At 72.4% G+C, this 18,270-nt stretch carries 17 protein-coding genes and 1 riboswitch; of the genes, 6 read left to right on the plus strand and 11 right to left on the minus strand.

The features are described 5' to 3' along the window. Nucleotides 1-160 precede the first annotated feature (160 nt). A complete protein-coding gene (locus ACFZBU_RS14185; protein WP_391583816.1) occupies nt 161-1,177 on the plus strand; it encodes a LacI family DNA-binding transcriptional regulator in 1,017 nt (338 codons plus the stop codon). A 102-nt stretch (nt 1,178-1,279) separates the two neighbouring features. Here ACFZBU_RS14185 and ACFZBU_RS14190 read toward each other — a convergent pair whose 3' ends face one another. Next, a complete protein-coding gene (locus ACFZBU_RS14190) occupies nt 1,280-3,271 on the minus strand; it encodes a GTP-binding protein (RefSeq protein WP_391583817.1) in 1,992 nt (663 codons plus the stop codon). Nucleotides 3,272-3,727: 456 nt separating this feature from the next. Between ACFZBU_RS14190 and ACFZBU_RS14195 the strand changes: the two genes are divergently transcribed. From ACFZBU_RS14195 to ACFZBU_RS14210, 4 genes are all read left to right on the plus strand, one after another. Then, entirely contained in the window at nt 3,728-4,237 is a 510-nt protein-coding gene (locus ACFZBU_RS14195) for a GNAT family N-acetyltransferase (RefSeq protein WP_391583818.1), read from the plus strand. 263 nt (nt 4,238-4,500) lie between these two features. Continuing rightward, nucleotides 4,501-5,004, plus strand: a complete 504-nt coding sequence (locus ACFZBU_RS14200; protein ID WP_391583819.1) for a GNAT family N-acetyltransferase — start codon at nt 4,501-4,503, stop codon at nt 5,002-5,004. A gap of 322 nt (nt 5,005-5,326) precedes the next feature. Next, nucleotides 5,327-6,970, plus strand: coding sequence for a GMC oxidoreductase (locus ACFZBU_RS14205; RefSeq protein WP_391583820.1), 1,644 nt, complete (start codon nt 5,327-5,329; stop codon nt 6,968-6,970). 91 nt (nt 6,971-7,061) lie between these two features. After that, complete coding sequence (locus tag ACFZBU_RS14210) at nt 7,062-7,373, plus strand: NIPSNAP family protein (RefSeq protein WP_391583821.1); 312 nt, start codon at nt 7,062-7,064, stop codon at nt 7,371-7,373. 69 nt (nt 7,374-7,442) lie between these two features. Here ACFZBU_RS14210 and ACFZBU_RS14215 read toward each other — a convergent pair whose 3' ends face one another. The 5 genes from ACFZBU_RS14215 to ACFZBU_RS14235 form a co-directional block, all read right to left on the minus strand. Beyond that, nucleotides 7,443-8,504 (minus strand): lanthionine synthetase LanC family protein, encoded by a 1,062-nt coding sequence (locus tag ACFZBU_RS14215; protein ID WP_391583822.1) that lies wholly within the window; start codon nt 8,502-8,504, stop codon nt 7,443-7,445. Between the two features lie 124 nt (nt 8,505-8,628). Beyond that, nucleotides 8,629-8,763, minus strand: a complete 135-nt coding sequence (locus tag ACFZBU_RS14220; RefSeq protein WP_391583823.1) for a hypothetical protein — start codon at nt 8,761-8,763, stop codon at nt 8,629-8,631. Further along, nucleotides 8,717-11,461: a class IV lanthionine synthetase LanL gene (gene lanL / locus ACFZBU_RS14225; protein ID WP_391584342.1), complete on the minus strand. Its 2,745-nt coding sequence runs from the start codon at nt 11,459-11,461 to the stop codon at nt 8,717-8,719. The genes ACFZBU_RS14220 and lanL overlap by 47 nt, the downstream gene beginning before the upstream one ends. Before the next feature lie 157 nt (nt 11,462-11,618). Further along, on the minus strand, nt 11,619-12,722 hold the full coding sequence (locus ACFZBU_RS14230; protein ID WP_391583824.1) for a glutamate--cysteine ligase: 1,104 nt from the start codon (nt 12,720-12,722) through the stop codon (nt 11,619-11,621). A 226-nt stretch (nt 12,723-12,948) separates the two neighbouring features. Continuing rightward, nucleotides 12,949-13,170, minus strand: a complete 222-nt coding sequence (locus ACFZBU_RS14235; RefSeq protein ID WP_391583825.1) for a hypothetical protein — start codon at nt 13,168-13,170, stop codon at nt 12,949-12,951. Nucleotides 13,171-13,562: 392 nt separating this feature from the next. Next, nucleotides 13,563-13,693: riboswitch (FMN riboswitch) on the plus strand. Between the two features lie 251 nt (nt 13,694-13,944). Here ACFZBU_RS14235 and ribB point away from each other — a divergent pair. Then, nucleotides 13,945-14,616, plus strand: coding sequence for a 3,4-dihydroxy-2-butanone-4-phosphate synthase (gene ribB, locus ACFZBU_RS14240; RefSeq protein ID WP_391583826.1), 672 nt, complete (start codon nt 13,945-13,947; stop codon nt 14,614-14,616). 83 nt (nt 14,617-14,699) lie between these two features. Here the strand turns inward: ribB and ACFZBU_RS14245 are convergent, their stop codons facing one another. From ACFZBU_RS14245 to ACFZBU_RS14265, 5 genes are all read right to left on the minus strand, one after another. Further along, nucleotides 14,700-15,614 (minus strand): SigB/SigF/SigG family RNA polymerase sigma factor, encoded by a 915-nt coding sequence (locus ACFZBU_RS14245; RefSeq protein ID WP_391583827.1) that lies wholly within the window; start codon nt 15,612-15,614, stop codon nt 14,700-14,702. Between the two features lie 246 nt (nt 15,615-15,860). After that, nucleotides 15,861-16,364, minus strand: coding sequence for a hypothetical protein (locus ACFZBU_RS14250; RefSeq protein WP_391583828.1), 504 nt, complete (start codon nt 16,362-16,364; stop codon nt 15,861-15,863). Next, nucleotides 16,361-16,648 carry a helix-turn-helix domain-containing protein gene (locus ACFZBU_RS14255; RefSeq protein WP_391583829.1) on the minus strand — a complete coding sequence of 96 codons (288 nt, stop codon included), beginning with the start codon at nt 16,646-16,648 and terminating at the stop codon, nt 16,361-16,363. The genes ACFZBU_RS14250 and ACFZBU_RS14255 overlap by 4 nt, the downstream gene beginning before the upstream one ends. A 276-nt stretch (nt 16,649-16,924) precedes the next feature. Continuing rightward, on the minus strand, nt 16,925-17,434 hold the full coding sequence (locus ACFZBU_RS14260) for a hypothetical protein (protein ID WP_391583830.1): 510 nt from the start codon (nt 17,432-17,434) through the stop codon (nt 16,925-16,927). After that, nucleotides 17,431-17,910, minus strand: coding sequence for an RNA polymerase sigma factor (locus ACFZBU_RS14265; RefSeq protein ID WP_391583831.1), 480 nt, complete (start codon nt 17,908-17,910; stop codon nt 17,431-17,433). The genes ACFZBU_RS14260 and ACFZBU_RS14265 overlap by 4 nt, the downstream gene beginning before the upstream one ends. Nucleotides 17,911-18,270 lie beyond the last annotated feature (360 nt).

Raw genomic sequence — 18,270 nt, forward strand, 5'->3', positions numbered from 1 at the left:
CGAATGCCGAGGAGCGTAAAAGCAATCCGTGAGCGACTGCAACACTCTGCAACATGTTTCAAAGATTTTGTTGCAACGGTGAAACACGTTTCGATAGCCTGGGCCGCGCCGCCGAACGCTTCGGGGAGAGGCCCGGGACACAGGGAGAGGTGACTGTCGCGTGACGCTGGAGCGACCTTCGGTCCGCAGGATCGCCGACCGGATCGGGGTGAGCGCGGCAACAGTGAGCCGGGTGCTCAACGACAAACCCGGGGTCGCCGAACACACCCGCACCCGGGTCCTGGACGCCATCCGCGAGCAGGGCATGGTCGCGCCCGCACCGATCGGCCGGCCGTTCGTGGGCATCGTCGTCCCGGAGCTGGAGAACCCGGTCTTCGCGCTGCTTGCCGGCGCGATCGAGGCGCGGCTGAGTCAGTACGGTGTGACCGCCCTGATCGGCAGCTCGACGAAACACGGCCCCACCGAGCTGGACTACATCGAAACCCTGTTACGGCGTGGCATCGAGGGACTCGTCCTGGTCTCCGGACGCCATGCCAACCCCGAGGCCGACCACGGCTTCTACTGGCACCTGCATCGCAAGCACGTGGCGATGGTCCTGGTCAACGGCGGCGTACCGGGCCTGCCGGTGTCCACCGTCACCACCGACGAGGCGGCCGGAGCCGCGATGGCGGTCGCCCATCTGCACAGCCTCGGGCACACCAGGATCGCGCTGGCGGGCGGTGAGGAGTTCTATCGCCCTTCCCGGCATCGACTGGCCGGCTACCGGGCGGCGATGACGGCCACATTCGGCGGCTGCGACGACGCGTTGTACGTCGAGTCCACCTACTCGATCACCGGCGGCCAGGCCGCGGCACGCCGGCTCCTGGACGCGGGGGCGACCGCGATCGTCACCGGCAGCGACCTGATGGCGCTCGGCGTGGTCTCGGCCGCGCGCGAGGCCGGCCGTCGGGTGCCGCACGACGTCTCGGTGGTCGGCTACGACGACTCCTATCTCGCGGCGCACAGCGACCCGCCGCTGACCACCGTGCAACAACCCATCGAACAAATGTCCACCGCGATCGCGACGGCGATGTGGCAACGACTCCAGGGCTACCACACCCCACACGTCGACCACCGCTTCGCACCACGCCTGATCGCCCGGGCCTCCACGGCCGCCCCGCGCCCCGAGCACACCTGAGCCGGGGCCGCCGGTACGGGCCCGTACACGCTTCGGGCCCGTACCGGCCGGGGCATCGGGCGACGGATGGTCCCCACCCGTCGCCCGGTGCCGGCCCTCGCCTCACGCGCCGGGGACCCGGCCCAGTGTGTGGAGCAGGTAGCGGTCGTGGTCGTACGGATCGGGGCCCGTGTGCGGGCGGGTCGGGATCGGGTGTCCGGTGAAGGGCCGGTGGCCGTCGAACTCGCTGACCAGGACCCCCTCGCCGCGGGTCGCCTCCGGCAGCCGCCGGGTGACCCCGTGCACCTCGGCCGCCGGGATCGTGCCCCGCACCAGGCATCGATCCCCCCGCGTGGACTGCTCCTCGGGGATGGCCCGCGCACCCGTCAGCAGTGCGACGACCGCGCCCGCGCTCGCCGCGGGTGCCTCCAGTTCGAAGCGGTGGATCGGCTCGAACACCCGGGTCCCGGCCTGCTTGAGCGCCTCGCCGACCACCAGGGGCGTCACGCTGCGGAAGTCGCCCGCCGCGCTGATCGGACTCGCGTAGCCGGTCCGGGTGAGCGTCACCGCACAGTCCAGCACCTCCCAGCCGTGCACGCCCTGGCGCAGTGTGCCGTGCACGGCTTCCTCGATCGCCCGGTGAAAGGCGAGCGGCAACCCGCCGAGCCGCACACCCAGCCGAAAGACGATCCCGGCCCCGGGCGCCGCGGGTTCGATCCGCAGGCCCACGGTCGCCCAGAAGAAGTTCACCCCGTCGCCGGCGATCTCCCGCACGGCCTCGCCCACCCCGACCGGCTTCTCGAAGTACAGCGGACGGGATTCCTCGAAGGCGACCCGGAGGCCGAACGTGTCGGCCAGCGTCGCGCCGATCACCTCCTTCTGCACCTCGCCGTACAGGCGCACCGAGATCGCCCCGGTCTCCTCGTCCCCGCGCACGTCGATCATCGGATCCTGCTCGGCAATGCGTTGCAGTGCGGCGTAGAGCGCGGGCCGCTGCCGGGGGCTCTCCGGCGTCACCTGCGACTCCAGGGTGGGCGGGGCGAACAGGCCCCGGGTGGGCAGCCCGTCGGCGGATCCGAGTTGGTCGCCCACCCGCGCCTCCGCCAGGCCCCGGACCTTGGCGATGGTGCCCGCGATCGCGTCCGCGTCCCGCAGCCGGGTGCCCTCGTCGAACACCTGGATCGCGGAGGTTCGCCCGGTCAGCTCGACCACCGCGCCCGCGTGGTCGCGGCGATGGAGGGTGACCTCCGCACGCGGGCGAAGGGTGCCGCTCCGGATGCGGACGTAGGCGATCTTCTCCCCCGCGCGACCACGCTCGATCTTGAGCACCACCGCGCGCAACGGCTCCTCGGCCGCCTCCGCGCCCACTCGGGGCAGCAGTTCGGCGATGCCGCGGACGAGGTGGTCGACACCTTCGCCGGTGATCGCGGAGCCGAAGAACACCGGGTAGGCCCAGGCGTGTTCGACGTGACGCGTCAACTCGCGCCGGTAGTCGGCCTCGGTGAGGGTGATCCGGTCGTCGAGATAGGAATCCACGAACGCGTCGCCGTGGTCGGCGAAGGCCTCCGCGAGTCGGGCGGTGAACCGCGCGTCGGTGCCGGTGAACGGCGTGAAACGCGCGCCGGGGGTGCCGATGTCGTCGACCGAGCCCATCGCGACGCAGTTCGGGCCCAGTTCGGCGGCGATCGCTGCGAGCACGTCGTCATAGCGCGCGTCGCGGCGGTCGATCTTGTTGACGAATACCAGAACGGGAATGCGCAGACGGGCAAGTGAACGGATCAGTACGCGCGTTCGGGCCTGGACACCCTCGACCGCGGAGATCACGAGCACGGCGCCGTCGAGCACCCGCAATGCCCGCTCGACCTCGGAGACGAAGTCGGAGTGGCCCGGCGTGTCGATCACGTTGACCCGGAGATCGCCGATCCGAAACGCCACCACGGCGGACTGGATGGTGATGCCACGCCTGCGTTCGAGTTCGAGCGAGTCGGTCTGCGTGCTGCCCGCGTCGACGCTGCCGATCCGGGTGATCACACCCGCGTCGAACAGCAGACGCTCGGTCAGACTGGTCTTGCCGGCGTCAACATGCGCGACGATCCCGATGTTCAAGTGGTTCATGACGGCCAGTGGCTCCCGCGGCTGCATTGATGGGACGAACTCCGTTGGGACCGCTGGTCTTTCGGGGCATGATCCGGTTCCTCTCCAGGTCGATTCGTCCCATGCAATGCGCACCGACCCTAACATCGCGCCCCGCGGACGCCCGGGTTCCCGCCCCCGAGTCGGCGAGGCGACCCACCGGACGCCGACGCGCACACCACGCGGGGCCACGCGGACCTCGCGCGGCGCACCGAGGCCGGCTCCCGTTCCACCCGCCGCTGCGTTGCGCGCTCCGGCCCGCGCCGCGTCTCCCGCACCGTCAGCCGCTGCCGCCTCCGTACCTTCCCGCGTGCCTTCCCCCGTACCCTCTCGCGTTCCACATTCCGCTGCGGCTCGCGTTGCAGTTCGCGTTGTAGTTCGCGTTGCAACCATCGTCCCACCTGCGCCTTCGCACAAATCGCATGCCACCATGGGGCCATGACCCGGTTTCAGCGCCTGCGCCTCGACCACGCCCCGGCCCTGCTCGATTTCGAGCAGCGCAACCGGGCCTACTTCGCAGCGTCGATCTCCGACCGGGGCGACCACTACTTCGCGCACTTCACCGAGCGCCACCACGAACTGCTCGCCGAACAGGCTTCGGGGCTGCACCACTTCCACGTCCTGGTCGACCCGGACGGCGAAATCGTGGGTCGGGTCAACCTGATCGACGTGGCGGACGGTGCGGCCGACCTCGGCTACCGGATCGCCGAACGGGCCGCCGGCCGCGGACTGGCCACGCGCGCGGTCCGCGAGGTCTGCACGCTCGCCCGCACGGAATACGGCCTGGCCACGCTGCGCGCCATCACCACGCTCGACAACATCGGCTCACGAACCGTCCTGGCCCGAACCGGATTCAGCCCCACCGGCGAACTCGACCTCAACGGCCGCCCCGGCCTGAGCTTCGTCCGGCACCTGCATGCGGAGCCGGGCGAGCCGTCACCTTCCTGACCCCGCCCGCGCTCGTACCGCGGAGCCACCTCCGGGCACCGGCGCAACCGCGCCGGACCCGCACGCACGATCGCACCGGCTTCCGCGGCCGGTGACACTCGCCGGAACCGGCCCGGCCTGCGACGATCCTCGGGCGTCGGGCATCCGCGCGGCGCACCGTCGTGCCCGGTCGGCCGCGTCCGACGACCGGGTCGAGGAGCAGGAGGTCCGGTATCACCGGGGAACACGACATCCGCACATCACGTCACATACACATACGCACCGTGGACACCACCGTCCTGCCGATCGTCCTGGGCATGCTCGATCGCGCGGTGGCCTGGCTGGTCGCCGACGGCCGCGAGGGCCAATGGGGCACCGAACCGTGGTCCACCCGCCCCGAGGCCGTGGACCACGTGGAGACGGTCCTGCGCAACGGGCACGTTCGGCTGGCCGAGATCGACGGCGAGCCCGCCGGCGTCTGCGTCGCCTCGAACACGCCCTCCGCCTATGTCCCCGCGGTCGACGAACCCGAGTGGTTCGTCAACCTGCTGGTCACCGACCGCCGCTTCGCCGGAGCGGGGGTCGGCGCCGCGCTGATCCGGGACGTGCGCCGCGAGGCGGCCGTCCGGGACGCCGGTCTGGTCCGGGTGGACTGCTATGCCGGCGGCGACGGCGCCCTCGTCCGGCAGTACGAAGCATTGGGCTTCACTCCCACCGCGACCTTCTTCGTGGACCGTCCCGGACAGCCGCCCTGGCCCGGCCGGTTGCTGGAGTGGCGACCGAACTGACGGCAGTCGTAGCCGATCGGCGGTCGTATCGCAGCGCGCCCGCGCGGGGGACGAACGAAGCCGAGCGTTCCCCGCGCCCGGAGCCACCCGGATCCGCGTCCCGCGAGCGGTCGAGCGCGGGCCCCGACTCGACCCCTCCGACCCCGCTTCCGGACAACGAGTCGGATGTTTCGGGGTCGTTTCCGTGACCGCACACCGACGCTCCGCGATCCGCGGGCAACTCCCCTACCCCAATAGCAAGTTACTCACGAGTATGCCGTGACTTGTCACGCATTCACGCCTAGAACTTGTTCTCACTCCGTCCCAGAGTGAGGAACGTCACATGAGCGATTCCGCCATGCACCGTAACGGTTTCAAGGGTTTCTCGCGCCGCACTTTCATTGCAGGAACAGGTTCCATCCTGGGCGTCGCGGCCGTGGCCGGCCGCGCCTCGGCAGCCCAGCCGACGGCGGCTCCCTCGGCCGCCTCGATTCCCGCCGGGGCACACGTGCCGGCCCTGGTGATCGGCACCGGCTACGGCGGCTCCGTCGCCGCACTGCGACTGGCCCAGGCCGGCGTCGACGTACACATGATCGAGATGGGCATGTCCTGGGACACCCCCGGCCCGGACGGCAAGATCTTCGCCAACACCACCTCCCCCGACGCCCGTTCCTTCTGGCTTCGCACCAAGACCAAGCAGCCGCTGAGCAATTTCCTCGGTTTCCCGATCGACCGGGACATCCCCAAGTACACCGGCATCCTGGACGCCGAGGAGTTCGCCGGCATCACCGTCTACCAGGGCCGAGGCGTCGGCGGCGGCTCGCTGGTCAACGGCGGCATGGCGGTCACGCCCAAGCGGGAGAACTTCGGCGCCATCCTCCCCTCGGTCAACGCCGACGAGATGTACAACACCTACTACCCGCGCGCCAACGCCGGACTCGGGGCGGCCACCATCGACCCGGCCTGGTTCGAGAGCACCGCCTGCTACCAATACGCCCGAGTCGGCCGCAAGCATGCCCAGCGCGCCGGTTTCCCGTTCGTCTTCGTACCCACCGTGTACGACTGGAACTACATGAAGCAGGAGGCCGCCGGCGCCGTCCCCAAGTCCGCGCTGGCCGGCGAGATCCTCTACGGCAACAACTACGGCAAGAAGTCGCTGCAGAAGACCTACCTCGCCCGCATCAAGGAGACCGGTCGGGTCACCATCTCCGCACTGCACAAGGTCACTTCGGTCTCCCCCGCGGCCGGCGGCGGCTACACCGTGACGATCGACCAGATCGACACCACCGGCGCCACCACGCTCACCAAGACCGTCACCGCCGACAAGGTCTTCTTCGCCGCCGGCAGCGTCGGCACCAGCAAACTGCTGGTCCGGCTCAAGGCCACCGGCGCGCTGCCCAACCTCAATGCCGAGATCGGCCAGGGCTGGGGGGACAACGGCAACGTGATGTGCGGGCGCGCCAACCACCTGTGGGATCCCACCGGTTCCCTCCAGGCGTCCATTCCCACCGGCGGCATCGACAACTGGAACGCCGGCGGCGCGTTCGCCGAGGTCGCCCCGCTGCCCACCGGCATCGAGACCTACGCCTCGTTCTATCTGTCGATCACCAAGAACCCCAACCGGGCCCGGTTCTCCTGGAACGCCGCGACCGGCAAGGTCGAACTGAACTGGCAGGCCGCCTGGAAGCAGCCCTCGATCGACATGGCCAAGACCATCTTCGACAAGATCAACGCGAAGGAGGGGACGATCTATCGGACCGACCTCTTCGGCGCGTACAAGATCTGGGGCGACCACCTCACATACCACCCGCTCGGCGGTGCGGTGTTGACCAAGGCCACCGACAACTACGGGCGTCTGTACGGCTATTCCGGCCTGTACGTGATCGACGGCGCACTGATCCCGGGAAACACCAGCGTGAACCCCTTCGTCACCATCACCGCCCTCGCCGAACGCAACATCGAGAAGATCATCGCGACCGACCTGTGACACCGCCCCGATCGGGTCGCCGCCCCCGCACCGGGTCGGCGACCCCCGGGCCGTGCTCGCGGCGCGAGTCGCGACACTGCATCATGTGGGCGTGATCACCATTCATCTCAAGTACGAGATCGACGCCGACAAGCTGGCCGACTTCGAGGAGTACGGTCGCCGCTGGGTGGGCCTGGTCAACCGCTTCGGCGGCACGCACCACGGCTACTTCCTGCCCAGCGAGGGCGACAGCGACATCGCCTACGCGCTCTTCTCCTTCCCCGGTTTCGCCGCGTACGAGCAGTACCGCACCGACAGCGCCACCGACCCCGACTGCCAGGCGGCCATCCGACTGGCCCGCGACACCGGCTGCATCAAGCGCTACGAACGCCGCTTCCTCCGCCCCCTCGACAACGGTTCCTGAACCCGGGCACCGGCCCCCGGAGCGTGTCGTCGATCCCGCGTCGTGGCGCCGGGGAATCGGGGACACGCCCTATCCGAGGAGCAGGGCCCGGTCCCACAGTGGCGGTGTCGCCGTGGTGGCGGCGAGCAACGCGAGGATCACCCCGCCGGCACCCTCCAGCAGGCCCGGGCCCGCGTCTGCGGGCGTCGGGTGGCGCACGAGCAGCTCCTCGGTCAGCCGGGTGGCCGCGGCCCGCAGCATCGCGTCGCCCGTGTCGTGCGCAAAGCGCACGGTGATCTGGAGCAGCCCGGCGAGTCCGTGACAAAGGCCCGGCGCCCGGTCGACCGACCGCTGCCGGGCCGGCCGGGCCAGCACGGCCGCCAGCGCGTCGACCGCCAGTGTGCGCATCGCGGCGTCGTCCAGGGCGTTCCCGGCCAACCACAACGCCCGCGCGATGCCGGGCGCACCCGCACACCAGGAGCCGTGTACGGATCGGGCGTCGGCGCTGCCGGCCGACCAGTCGGGCCCCCATGCGTCGTCCCGCCGGTACTCGCCGAGCAGGCCGGCCATGCGCTCGATCGCGGCGCGCTGCCCGCTCACCCGCACCTCCGCCGCATGGGCCAGCGACAGCAGGGCCAGCGGACCGGCGATGCCGTGCGCAAGACCCGGTTCCGCCCACTCCCCCGGCTCGGCGGACCGGCACAACACGGCGAGCCCCGCGCGCAGCGCCGCCCCGGCGGCGGGCTCGGCGGCGCGACCCAGCAGGTTCGTACAGGTCCCGGTGAGGCCGGAGATCAGGTCGAGTTCGCGCCCGCCGCGCGGCTCGACGCCGGATCGTCCGGCCGCCGCCGCGGCCATCGGCCGCTCGTGTCCGAGCACCCAGGCGGCGAACACCGGGCCGCCCAGGCCGCCGAACAGACCGGACGCGGTGACCTGCGGCCGGTCGGCGCCCGCGTCCGCCGCCGCCAACCAGCTCTCGGCCGTCGCGTCCCACCCCCGACCGGGCCGCCACCGATCCAGCTGTCGGCACACCACGGCCAACCCGGCACCCCCGCCGCCCAGGTCGTGCCGCACCCGTCGCGGCGTGGCCGCCGGTCGCCCGGCCAGCAGCGCGACCCGCTCCAGCGCGGCGACCGCGATCGGCCCCGACACCGCCGGCGTCCCCCGTGCGCCCCCGGCACGTCCCGACACCCCGCCCCCCCCCGCCGCGGCCCGGGCCCCCCCCCCGGGGGGGGGGGGGGGGCCGCCCCCCCCCCACGAAACCCCCGACGGTCGATCAGTCGAGTGCCGCCACGCACAGGTCGGTCCACTCGTAGCTGTGGTGACCCGTGTCGCAACACATCATCGGTTCGAGGTCCTGCTGTTCATCGGTCTCCGGCAGTTCCTGAAGTTCCAGAACGGAGCTCTCCATGCCTCATCTCCCCTTTCCGGGGGTCTCGGTCGTGCCCGGTGGCCGGCCGGTCGACCAGCCACGAACGAGGTCCGCCGTGTTCCAGGCGGAGCAGGAAATCCAACACGCCGGCCATCCCGACGCCGTACGCGGCGCACATCTCGCGCATCGTGTCGTCCGGGACGAGCCACCGGCCGTGCCGGTGGGCGGCGCGCACCGCGATACAGCCGCCGAGTTCGTGCGCCCGGGACCGGTGGCGCTCGTCCCCGGTGGCCGCGTACAGATCGAGCAGCAACTCGGCGTTGCCGGCCACGCCATGGCACGAGCCGGGCCCGATCCGCCAGCGATCGGCATACACCGCGCACGCCGCCCCCTCGGCCAGATCGAGCCAGCGCTCCGTGCCGGTGACCTGCCACAGCCGGACCAGGAACGTGCCGACGCCGGACGTTCCATTGCACCAAAAGTCCAGTCCCGGTCGCTCGGTGCGCCCCGGCCCCTTCGGCCACATCACCACGCCCCCGCGCCGATCGGCGACCGCCGCGAGCGCGTGCGCGCCGCCGACCGCGATGTCGATCAGCTCGGGCCGGTCCAGGTCCCGGCCCGCCGACAGCAGGAACGTCGCGTTGCCGGCCACTCCGTGGCCGAAGCCGTACAGCGCCGACCCGGCCAGCTCGGCGCGCACCTCGGGACCCACCGGCCAGTCCACCCCGGCCTCGGCGGCCGCGAGCAATCGCAGCACGGCGTCCGCGCACTGCCCGGCCCGCTCGGCGAACCGCCGGTCACCGGTGGCGTGCCACAGGTGCAACTGGGCCGTGCCCGCCCCGGCCAGACCGTGGCACACGTCGGGGTTGGTGCCGATCAGCGGGATGGCCAGGGCGTAGGCCGCCGCGCGCTCGGCCAACGCGTCGTCGGCCAGCGTCCGGGCCGCCTCGTACAGCGCCCACGCCGTGCCGGAGCGCCCGAAGTACAGCCCGGGCAGCACCCGGTCCGGTCGGGTCAACCGGCGATCGAGCCAGTGCGCGGCGGTGCGCAGCGCCGGCTCCGCATCGCGCCGACCGCACCGCACGGCCCGGTCCAACACCGCGAGCACACCGGCCGCGCCGAGTTGCACGTTGCACGGATCGCCGTCCGGCAACGAGCGCGGGGCGGGCCAAAGATACTCGGCGTCCGGGTCCATCGTGTCCGCCAGGTGGGCAGGCCCGTCCGTCAGCAGGCGGTCGGGATCGACCGGGGCGGGCGGCCGGATCCCGAGCGGTCGGGTCGGGTCGGGTTCCGCCCGCAGGAAATCGGCGGCCTGTTCCAGCGTCCATCGCCGGGCGACCTCGCCGGTGAGCCCGACGATCAACGGGGCCAGGGCGCGCAACATCGGCAACGCGGGCGCGGCGGCTGCGACGATCGCGGCGATCCGCTCGCCGACGGGGCGCGCGGGTGCGCTCTCGGCGGCCAGCACGGGGTTGATCCCGGCGCCGACCTGGAGCAGGGTGGCGCCCAGACTGAAGCAGTCCGCCGCGAAGTCCGCCGCCGGAACGGCCCGTTCGGATCCGGCCGCGCCCAGGTACTCGGGTGCGGTGAAGCCGCGGGTGCCGACCGCCGGAACCCTGCTCCCGACCGCGACCGCGCTCTCCAGGTCCACCAGCATCGGGCAGTCCTTGGGCGTCATCATCACGTTGCCCGGCTTGAAGTCCCGCAGCACCAACGACTCGGCGTGCACCTGGGCCAGCAACCGGGTGAGTTCGCGGGCCAGTTCCCAACCTGCTGCGACCGGGATGCGGCCGTCGTCGCCGTGTCGGCGCTCCAGTCGGTCCGCGGTCCACCGGGTCAGGCTGATGCCCTCGATCAGCTCCTCGACCAGGAAGACGTGCCCGGCGCTGTCGAACACCTCGCGCGGCTCGGGTGCGATCCGGCGCGGCGCGAGGCGGGTCAACACCTGTGCCTCGTGCCGCAACCAGTCCCGGGCGTCGCGCCCGTCGGGCCCGGCTCCGACGTGCGGACGGGCCTCCTTGATCAGGACCTGTTCGCCGGTGCGCTCGTCGTGTGCCCGGTAGACCCCGCCCCGGTTGGAATGCCGGATCGCCTCGCGGACCCGATAGCGGCGCGCGAGCAGGACCGAGTCGCCGCGCCGCCGCCCGAAGTGCCGCGGGCCCGGCACGGCCAGCGGGTCCACCGCCCAGGGCGGCGGCGAGAACCAGGCCTCGCGGCGGTCCGGCTCCGACGTGCCGTCGGGTGCCTGCAATCGGCCCTCGTAGAAGCCCTCGTCGTTGAGTTCGCGAGGGCGGGCGAAGCAGCCGAACCGGTAGTGCACCACGCTGCCCGGCCGATAGCGCCGGTCCGAGAGAATGGCCGGCCCCGGCAGACCCTCGGTCGCCGCATGCAACTCCGCGGCGAGTAGCACCAGTTGCTCGTCGTCGGCCGGATATGCGGTGATGAACTTGCCGGACCGGGCCCGGGCGGCCCGGACCGCGTTCAGCTCGGCGGCGACGTCCGGATCGGCCGCGAACTTGAACGCACAGCCGTGGGCGACGAGAACCCGGGCCGCGCGCTCCAACACGTCCGGCGCGGATCGGGCGGTGGCCGACAGGTGCAACTTCCAACCCTGGCGCCGTCGTACGTGCCCGGGAGGCGACACCATGCACCAGGGATCGCCGTGCCATACCCGCCATGAGTCGGTGCGGTTCGTCTCGGCCAACACTCGTGCAACCAACAACCGGTAGCTCGACATCACCGGCCCAGCGTCCCACCGCGCCCGGGTCCCGACCAGAGTCCGACCCCGATATATCACCCGAATGCCGTACGCACTCCGCGCCCGACCCGCGCCGCTCCCTGCCGTGTCCGAGCCCCGGCGCCGCGACCCGCCCGGCAACACGGCGCTTGCGCGATCATCCGTGGGTGGACATCGACTCGGACACCAACAGGCCCAGCAGCGCGTCCCGGCCGCCGCGCCGGAATGCCTCCCGCTGTCGATCGGCCCCCGTTCCCTCCCGCAGCAGTCGGTGCACCAGCGCATCGATCTGACGGGCGTCCCCGGTGTCCGCCAGCGCCGGGGCGACGTACTCCATCAACCGGCCCACCAGTTCACCGGCCTTGAGCCGGCGCGGCGCGTGCGGGTCGATCAGCGCATCGGTCAGGCCGTGCCGCGCGGCGTGCCACTGGGCCGCCGAGACGAACTCGGGTGCGGGTCGGGACGACAGTTGCCCGGCCGTCGCGTCCCGCAGCACCTGGGTGACCAGGGCCCGGACCAGCCCGGCGAGCATCACCGCGTCCTCGGCCCGCAGTTGCACGTCCATGGCGCGGATCTCGACGGTGGGGTAGCGGTCGGAGAGCCGGACCTGCCAGTAGACCCTGGCCCGGTCGCGCAGGACGCCCGCGGTCAGCAGATTCTCGATCCGGCGGTCGTAGTCGGCCGCGTCGACGAAGTGGGGCGGCACCCCGGCGATCGACCAGCGGCCGAAGACGATGGTGCGCCAACTCGCGAAGCCGGTGTCCCCGCCCTCCCACAGCGGCGAGTTCGCGGCCATCGCGACCAGCAGGGGCAGCCAGGGGCGCAGCCGATTGAGCACGGTCACGCCCGCGTCCCGGTCGGGCACGGCGACGTGTACGTGCATGCCGTTGACGAACATCTCGTCGACCAGGCGCGGGGCGTCCGAGTGCAGCAGGCGATAGCGCGCGTCGTCGGTGACTCCGACCGGGATGTCGGGGCCGAAGGGTGCGGTGCCGGAGGCGACGAGCCGGCATCCCGCCTGTTCGGCCGCCACGGCCACCGAGTGGCGCAGCCGCAGCAGGTGTCCGCCGACCTCGTCGAGGGTCGCGCACACCGGCGTCGCCACCTCGACCTGCACCTGCAACAACTCGGGCTGGACCTCGCCGCCGGACACCGCCGGCTGCAGGTCCACCGCCGCCCGGACCGCCTCGGCGACCGGCATCGGCCGACCGTCGGCGGGATTCACGAGGAGGTACTCCTCCTCGACCCCGAAGGTGATCACGCCCGGACACCGGCCGCGGTGCCCGCGCCGAACGCGGATCCGCGGCCTGTCGAACGCAGTACGGGGACCACCGCGCGCCCCGGAATCGCACGCACCATCGTGCACTCCTTGGAACCGTGTCCATCGACGGGGCGCCCGCCCGCGGCGCACCGCCCGCCCGAGAACGTTCGGCCCGCATCATGCCTGGGGGCGCCGCCGGCGCGGCGCCCCCAGGGCGTGTCACGGGTCAGACCGGTGTCCCCTCGTCCGCGCGGTCGTCGGAACTGTCGACGGGGCGCATGGTCCGCTCGACCTCGCTCATACAGGGAACGCAGAACGTCTCCCGTCGGCGGGTGCCGTCCACGTCCCGACCGGGCGGCAGGGTCACGCCGCACAATGCGACGTCCTCGCTCTCCATCGCGTGCCACACCACGCTCTGTGCGTCCTGGACCGCTCTCATCACGTGCATGTCCGCTCCCGTGTCGTGAGATCCATCGACCTCACCATGTAATCCGCTGCCGGCCCACCCTGCACTCCCAGGGGCCGCCGGTCCCGGGTCGATCCGGCGTCCGTGGGCGCCCGAGCAGGGAGAATCCCCGGTCGGGCCCCTGGGCCGCGCGGGTGACGCCCGGCCTCGGGCGGTGTGCGCGTGCGGTGCTCCGATCTCGCCGCGACGGGCGGCTGCGGCGGGCCGTGGAAGCCCGGGTTGGCCGCGCAGCCGCCCGATTCCCGGCGCGGATACGACCTCCGCGACCATCCGTACCGACCAACGGGTCGGTCGATCCGGTCGATGGGCCGGAGTTGGTGATGCGGGACACGTATCGGCGCGGCCGTGGGTCGTGGAAGACTCACCGTGAGTGTTCGCGCGCTCCGGGATCGGTGCAATTCCGAACCGGCGGTGACAGTCCGCGACCCGACCGCAGCCGGCGGCCGGTTGACCCGGTGAAACTCCGGGACCGACGGTGAAAGTCCGGATGGAAGGCAGTGCGCGGCGACACGTCGATTCCCGCGGTCGGGCGCTGCCCGAGCGCGGACCGAACGTGCTCGCTCTCCCGGAACGGCGTCGGCGCACGGGAGAACGGGCCGTTGTCGGATCCGGATGCTCCCGTACGCCGTGGCCGTCCCCGGTGGCATGCGTCCGAACGCCTGCCCGCCGGGGCGGCCCCTCCTTGGCACGAGAACCACGCGTGCGACCGATTCCCTCCTCGGGCGCGGTCGTTGCGCAAACCACAGGAGAGTACGCATGACAGAGCAGATCCACGAGCAGCACTCCGGCCCGACGGTCGAGCGCTCGGCGAAGGTGGCTCGGGCGATCGAGGCGTTCGCCCGAGGGGCGTTCGTGATCGTCTTCGACGACGAATCCCGTGAGAACGAGGGCGACCTGATGGTGGCCGCGGAGCACACGACCGAGGCGGCCATGCGGTTCATGTTGGCGAACACCGCCGGGGTGGTCTGCGTGGCCATGCCGGACGAGGCGCTGACCCGACTGGAGTTGCCGCCGATGACGACGCGGAACACCGGCCTGCACGAGACCGCGTTCACCGTCTCGGTGGACCTGAAGGAGGGCGCCACCACCGGCATTTCCGCGGCCGAACGGGCGCGTACCATCCGGGCGTTGGCCGACCCGGGGACCCGACCGGACGACCTGGGCCGCCCGGGCCACGTGTTCCCGATCCGGGCGGTGCCCGGCGGCGTGTTGGCACGAGACGGGCACACCGAGGCGGGGGTGGACCTGTCCCGGCTCGCCGGGTTGTCCGGAGTCACCGCGATGTGCGAAGTGGTGCTCGCGGACTGGAGCATGGCCCGCCTGGGCGATCTGATCGCGCTGGCCGAGCGGGAGGACCTGCATCTGATCTCGGTGGGTGACCTGGCGGCGTATCGCACCACGGTCGAGGCGCGATCGGCCCTGGCCTGACGAACCCCCGGCCGGGGCGCGGTGTGTTCGCGTCCCGGCCGGGGCGCGACCGCGCCGCCCGCAGTGACCTCGGCTCGTTCCGGTCAGTCGGCGAGCAGGCCGGTGCGCAGACCTGCCAGGGTGCGAACGAGCAGCCGGGAGACGTGCATCTGGGAAATGCCGAGCCGTTCGGCGATCTGCGACTGGGTCAGTTCCCGGCCGAAGCGCAACGCCAGGATGGTCCGCTCGCGTTCCGGGAGGGCGGCTATCAGGGGCTTGAGCGCGTGCAGTTCCTCGACTCGGGCGAAGCCGGGATCGACGAACGAGGCCCGCGCCGCATGCGCCTGAAGGGGCCCGTCGTCGCCGGCGGGGGCGTCCAGCGAGTCGGCGGTGTACCCGGCCGCCGCGGTCAGGCCCTCGGTCACCTGCGCGACGTCCAGGTCCAGGTGCGCGGCGAGTTCGGCCGCGGTGGGTTCGCGATCGTGCTCGGCGGTGAACGCGTCCCGGGCCTCGGCGAGTTCCAGGCGCAGTTCCTGAAGTCGACGCGGCACGTGCACGGCCCAGGTGTGGTCCCGGAAGAAGCGCTTGATCTCGCCCGAGATGGTGGGCACCGCGAACGTGGGGAACTCGTACCCGAAGGCCGGGTCGAAGCGGTCGATCGCCTTGATCAGGCCGATCGTGCCGACCTGGAGGATCTCCTGCGTCTCCTCCCGGCGTGAGCGGTAGCGGGCCGCGACGAATCGCACCAGCGGGAGATTCAGTTCGATCAGGGTGTTGCGCACGTACTGGCGTTCGGGTGTGCCCTCCTCCAGCGCCTTCAGGCGGTCGAAGAGCACCCTGGACATCGCCCGCGTGTCGCTCGCGGTCGGCGATCCGTCCCGGTCCTCGACGTCCGGTTCCGGCCCGGCGAACAGGGCGGAGCCGACGGGCAGTTCGCCCCCCGCGGGCACGGCGACACCGGCGGTCTCCTCGACGAGAGCGGTGCCGGCCGGGGAGTCGGTCGCAATCCCAACGGTCATGTCACGTCCTTCCGGTGCGTCTCGCGCGGCGGGTGTCGACGACACACCCGATCCATGCACCATACACACGTTCCCTGGCGGGGCCGCGCCCCGGGCCCCGTCGCGCACGCGCATCCTCCGAGGGTGAGCCCGGCCCGGGGACCGAATCGGGCCGTGTCCGGGGCCGGACGGCCGTGCTCGACTCGGCACGCTGCGGTACCCGCCGGCACGAGTCGGCGCACCGGCCCCCCGGCGACGCCGGTCGGGTCACGGTGTGTTGCCCAGGGCCTGACGCAGGGGCAGGGCGCCGGTGGCGATGTGGATCCCGCGGGACACGATCCGTGCGTTGGTCGAGTCGAGCAGGGACAGTTGGGACAGCGGTGCCGGGCCGTCGTCGTGCAGCGAACAGCACAGCAGCAGCATCGTGCGCAACGCCCCCGGCGGGAACGGCGCGTCGGGGGCGGTGACCACTTCGCGCAGCGTCCGCCAGCGCACTGCCGCGTAGCGGCCGTCGTCGGACCAGTCCAGACAGACCGCGTACAGCTCGGGGCGGCGTACGAACGAGCCCTCCTCGGTGAGGATGTACGTGGTCGCCTGCGCCGAGTGGCTGCCCTCGGCCGCGCGGTAGAGCGCGGCCTCGATCACCTCCGAGGACATGGCCGGTACGGAGGCGCCGTCGTTGTGTCGGGCGGGCCGTGCGGCGACCCGTTCGATGCGGTGCTTGGCGTCGGTTCGGTTGCGCCGACTGCTCGGGCGACGGTCGGTGCTCATGAGACAACCCTTCGGGCCGGGTCCGGAGCCCACGTGTGGGCGGGGGCGAGCAGGTGCGCCGGTTCCACCTGGAAGAGCTGGGCCAGGCGCTCCACATCGTTGAGGTCGAAGGGCAGTTCGCCGGTGAATCGGCGCCACGCCCAGGACCGGCCGTGGCCCAGCGCCTCTCCGATGGCGCCGTCCGTGTAGCCGTCCCGCCGGGCGAGCATGCGCACGTTGCGCACCACGATCATCCGGATCGGTTCGTCCGTGTCCGTGTCCCGGTTGGGTATCGGCTCCGCCATTCTGGTCCCACGCACCCCAGGCGCAACATCTGTCATCTCCGCAGAGTAGATCGCCGATTGCGGGAGCGGTAGTCCGGAGGAAGGACAACCTTCCCTCTCTGCGGGAAAGTTGCCGCGTCATCCGAACGCGCCGCCGGGCCGGCAAGCCGTAATCGCCGCGCCGGAGCGGGACTTCGCACGGGGGCGCGGCGAACGCCTCGGGCCACCCGCCCGGTCGGCGGACATCCACCGGGCTCCGGGGACCGTCGGTCGCGCGCCGCGAGGCGGGCCCGTCGCTCAGCCGATGCGCCTGCCGTCGCCGGCGGCCGGCGGCGAGGTCCGCCTCGGGTTGTCGGTGCTCGGGGTCCGGGGCGTGTCGGGCGGGGTGTCGGGCGGAGGTACGGACGGGGGAACCGTGGCGGCCGACGGATTCACCGGTGCCACGCTCGCCGACGACGGCGCCGTCGCGAGGGGTGCGGGCGGGGACGTGTTCGGCGTCGGCGCGTCGGTCTGCGGTGCGGGTGCGGCCGGCGGCACCCGCACCGGGAGCGGGGCATCCGAGCCTGCGGTCGAGCCGAGCACGGCCCATCCGGCCGCGACCACGGCCAGCGCCGCCACCGGCAGCGCCAGGCGCAGCGGGACGCGCCGCCCGCGCACCGTCCCGGCCGGCAGCGGCACGTCCCGGGTCCGCAGCGTCTCGGCGGTCACCGCGTCCGCCCGCCGGCCCATCCAGTCGCGCAGTTCGGCCTCCAGCGCGGCATGCTCGGGCGTGCCCGAGCGCAGGGGTTCGGCACCGTGTCGGGTCACGCGTCGTCCTCCATAAGCAACCGGTGCAGCGCGGTCAGTCCGCGGCTCGCGGTGGATTTCACGGTGCCGGACGGGATGCCCAGCGTGCCGGCGATCTCGCTCTCGCTGAGGTTCTCCCAATAGCGCAACACCAGCACCTCACGTTGCCTGCCGGTCAGCCGCCCCAGCGCGTGCCGCAGCCGCCGGTCGCGTTCGGCCCGCAGCGCATCGTCCTCGGGCGAGGCCACCGGCGGCGGCACCGGCGGTATCCAGGCCCGGGCGGTGCGCCGTCGGCGCAGCACCGACCGGGCGCCGTTGACCACGCAGCGCCGCAGGTAGGCGGGTGGGTCGTCGAGTTCGCCCAGGCGCGCGCCGTAACGACGGAAGGCCGCCGTGAACGCCTCCTGCACCACGTCCTCGGCGGTCTCCTGGTCGTCCACCAGCAGCGTGGCCAGGCGCACCAGGCGGATCCGGTGCGCGTGGTAGAGCTGCGCCATGGTCGGCGGCGGCTCGCCCGCCTCCCGGGTCCGACGACGGAACAGGCCGAACGCACGCCGGCGGGGCGGGGCGCCCTCGGCGGGCGGCGCCCGGTGGGCCGGACTCGGGTCCTGGTGGATCCGGAGGTGGGATTCCTGGATGGCCGTGAACTCCTCGGGTGCGTACCGACGGGGTGTCGGCGCCGGGCGGACCGGCGGCGTACGTGGGCGAGCGCCGGTCGAGATGCGGACGGCGACGCGTACGCCGGGTGTGCCGTGGCCGGCCGGGGGGCCCGGGCCCGCCCCCGCCCCCCGGCCCCCGCCCCGTCCCGGCCCCCCACACCGGCCGCGACCCCCCCCGGCCCCGCCCCCCCCCCCCGC

This window comes from Embleya sp. NPDC008237, assembly GCF_042956465.1.
GTDB lineage: Bacteria > Actinomycetota > Actinomycetes > Streptomycetales > Streptomycetaceae > Embleya.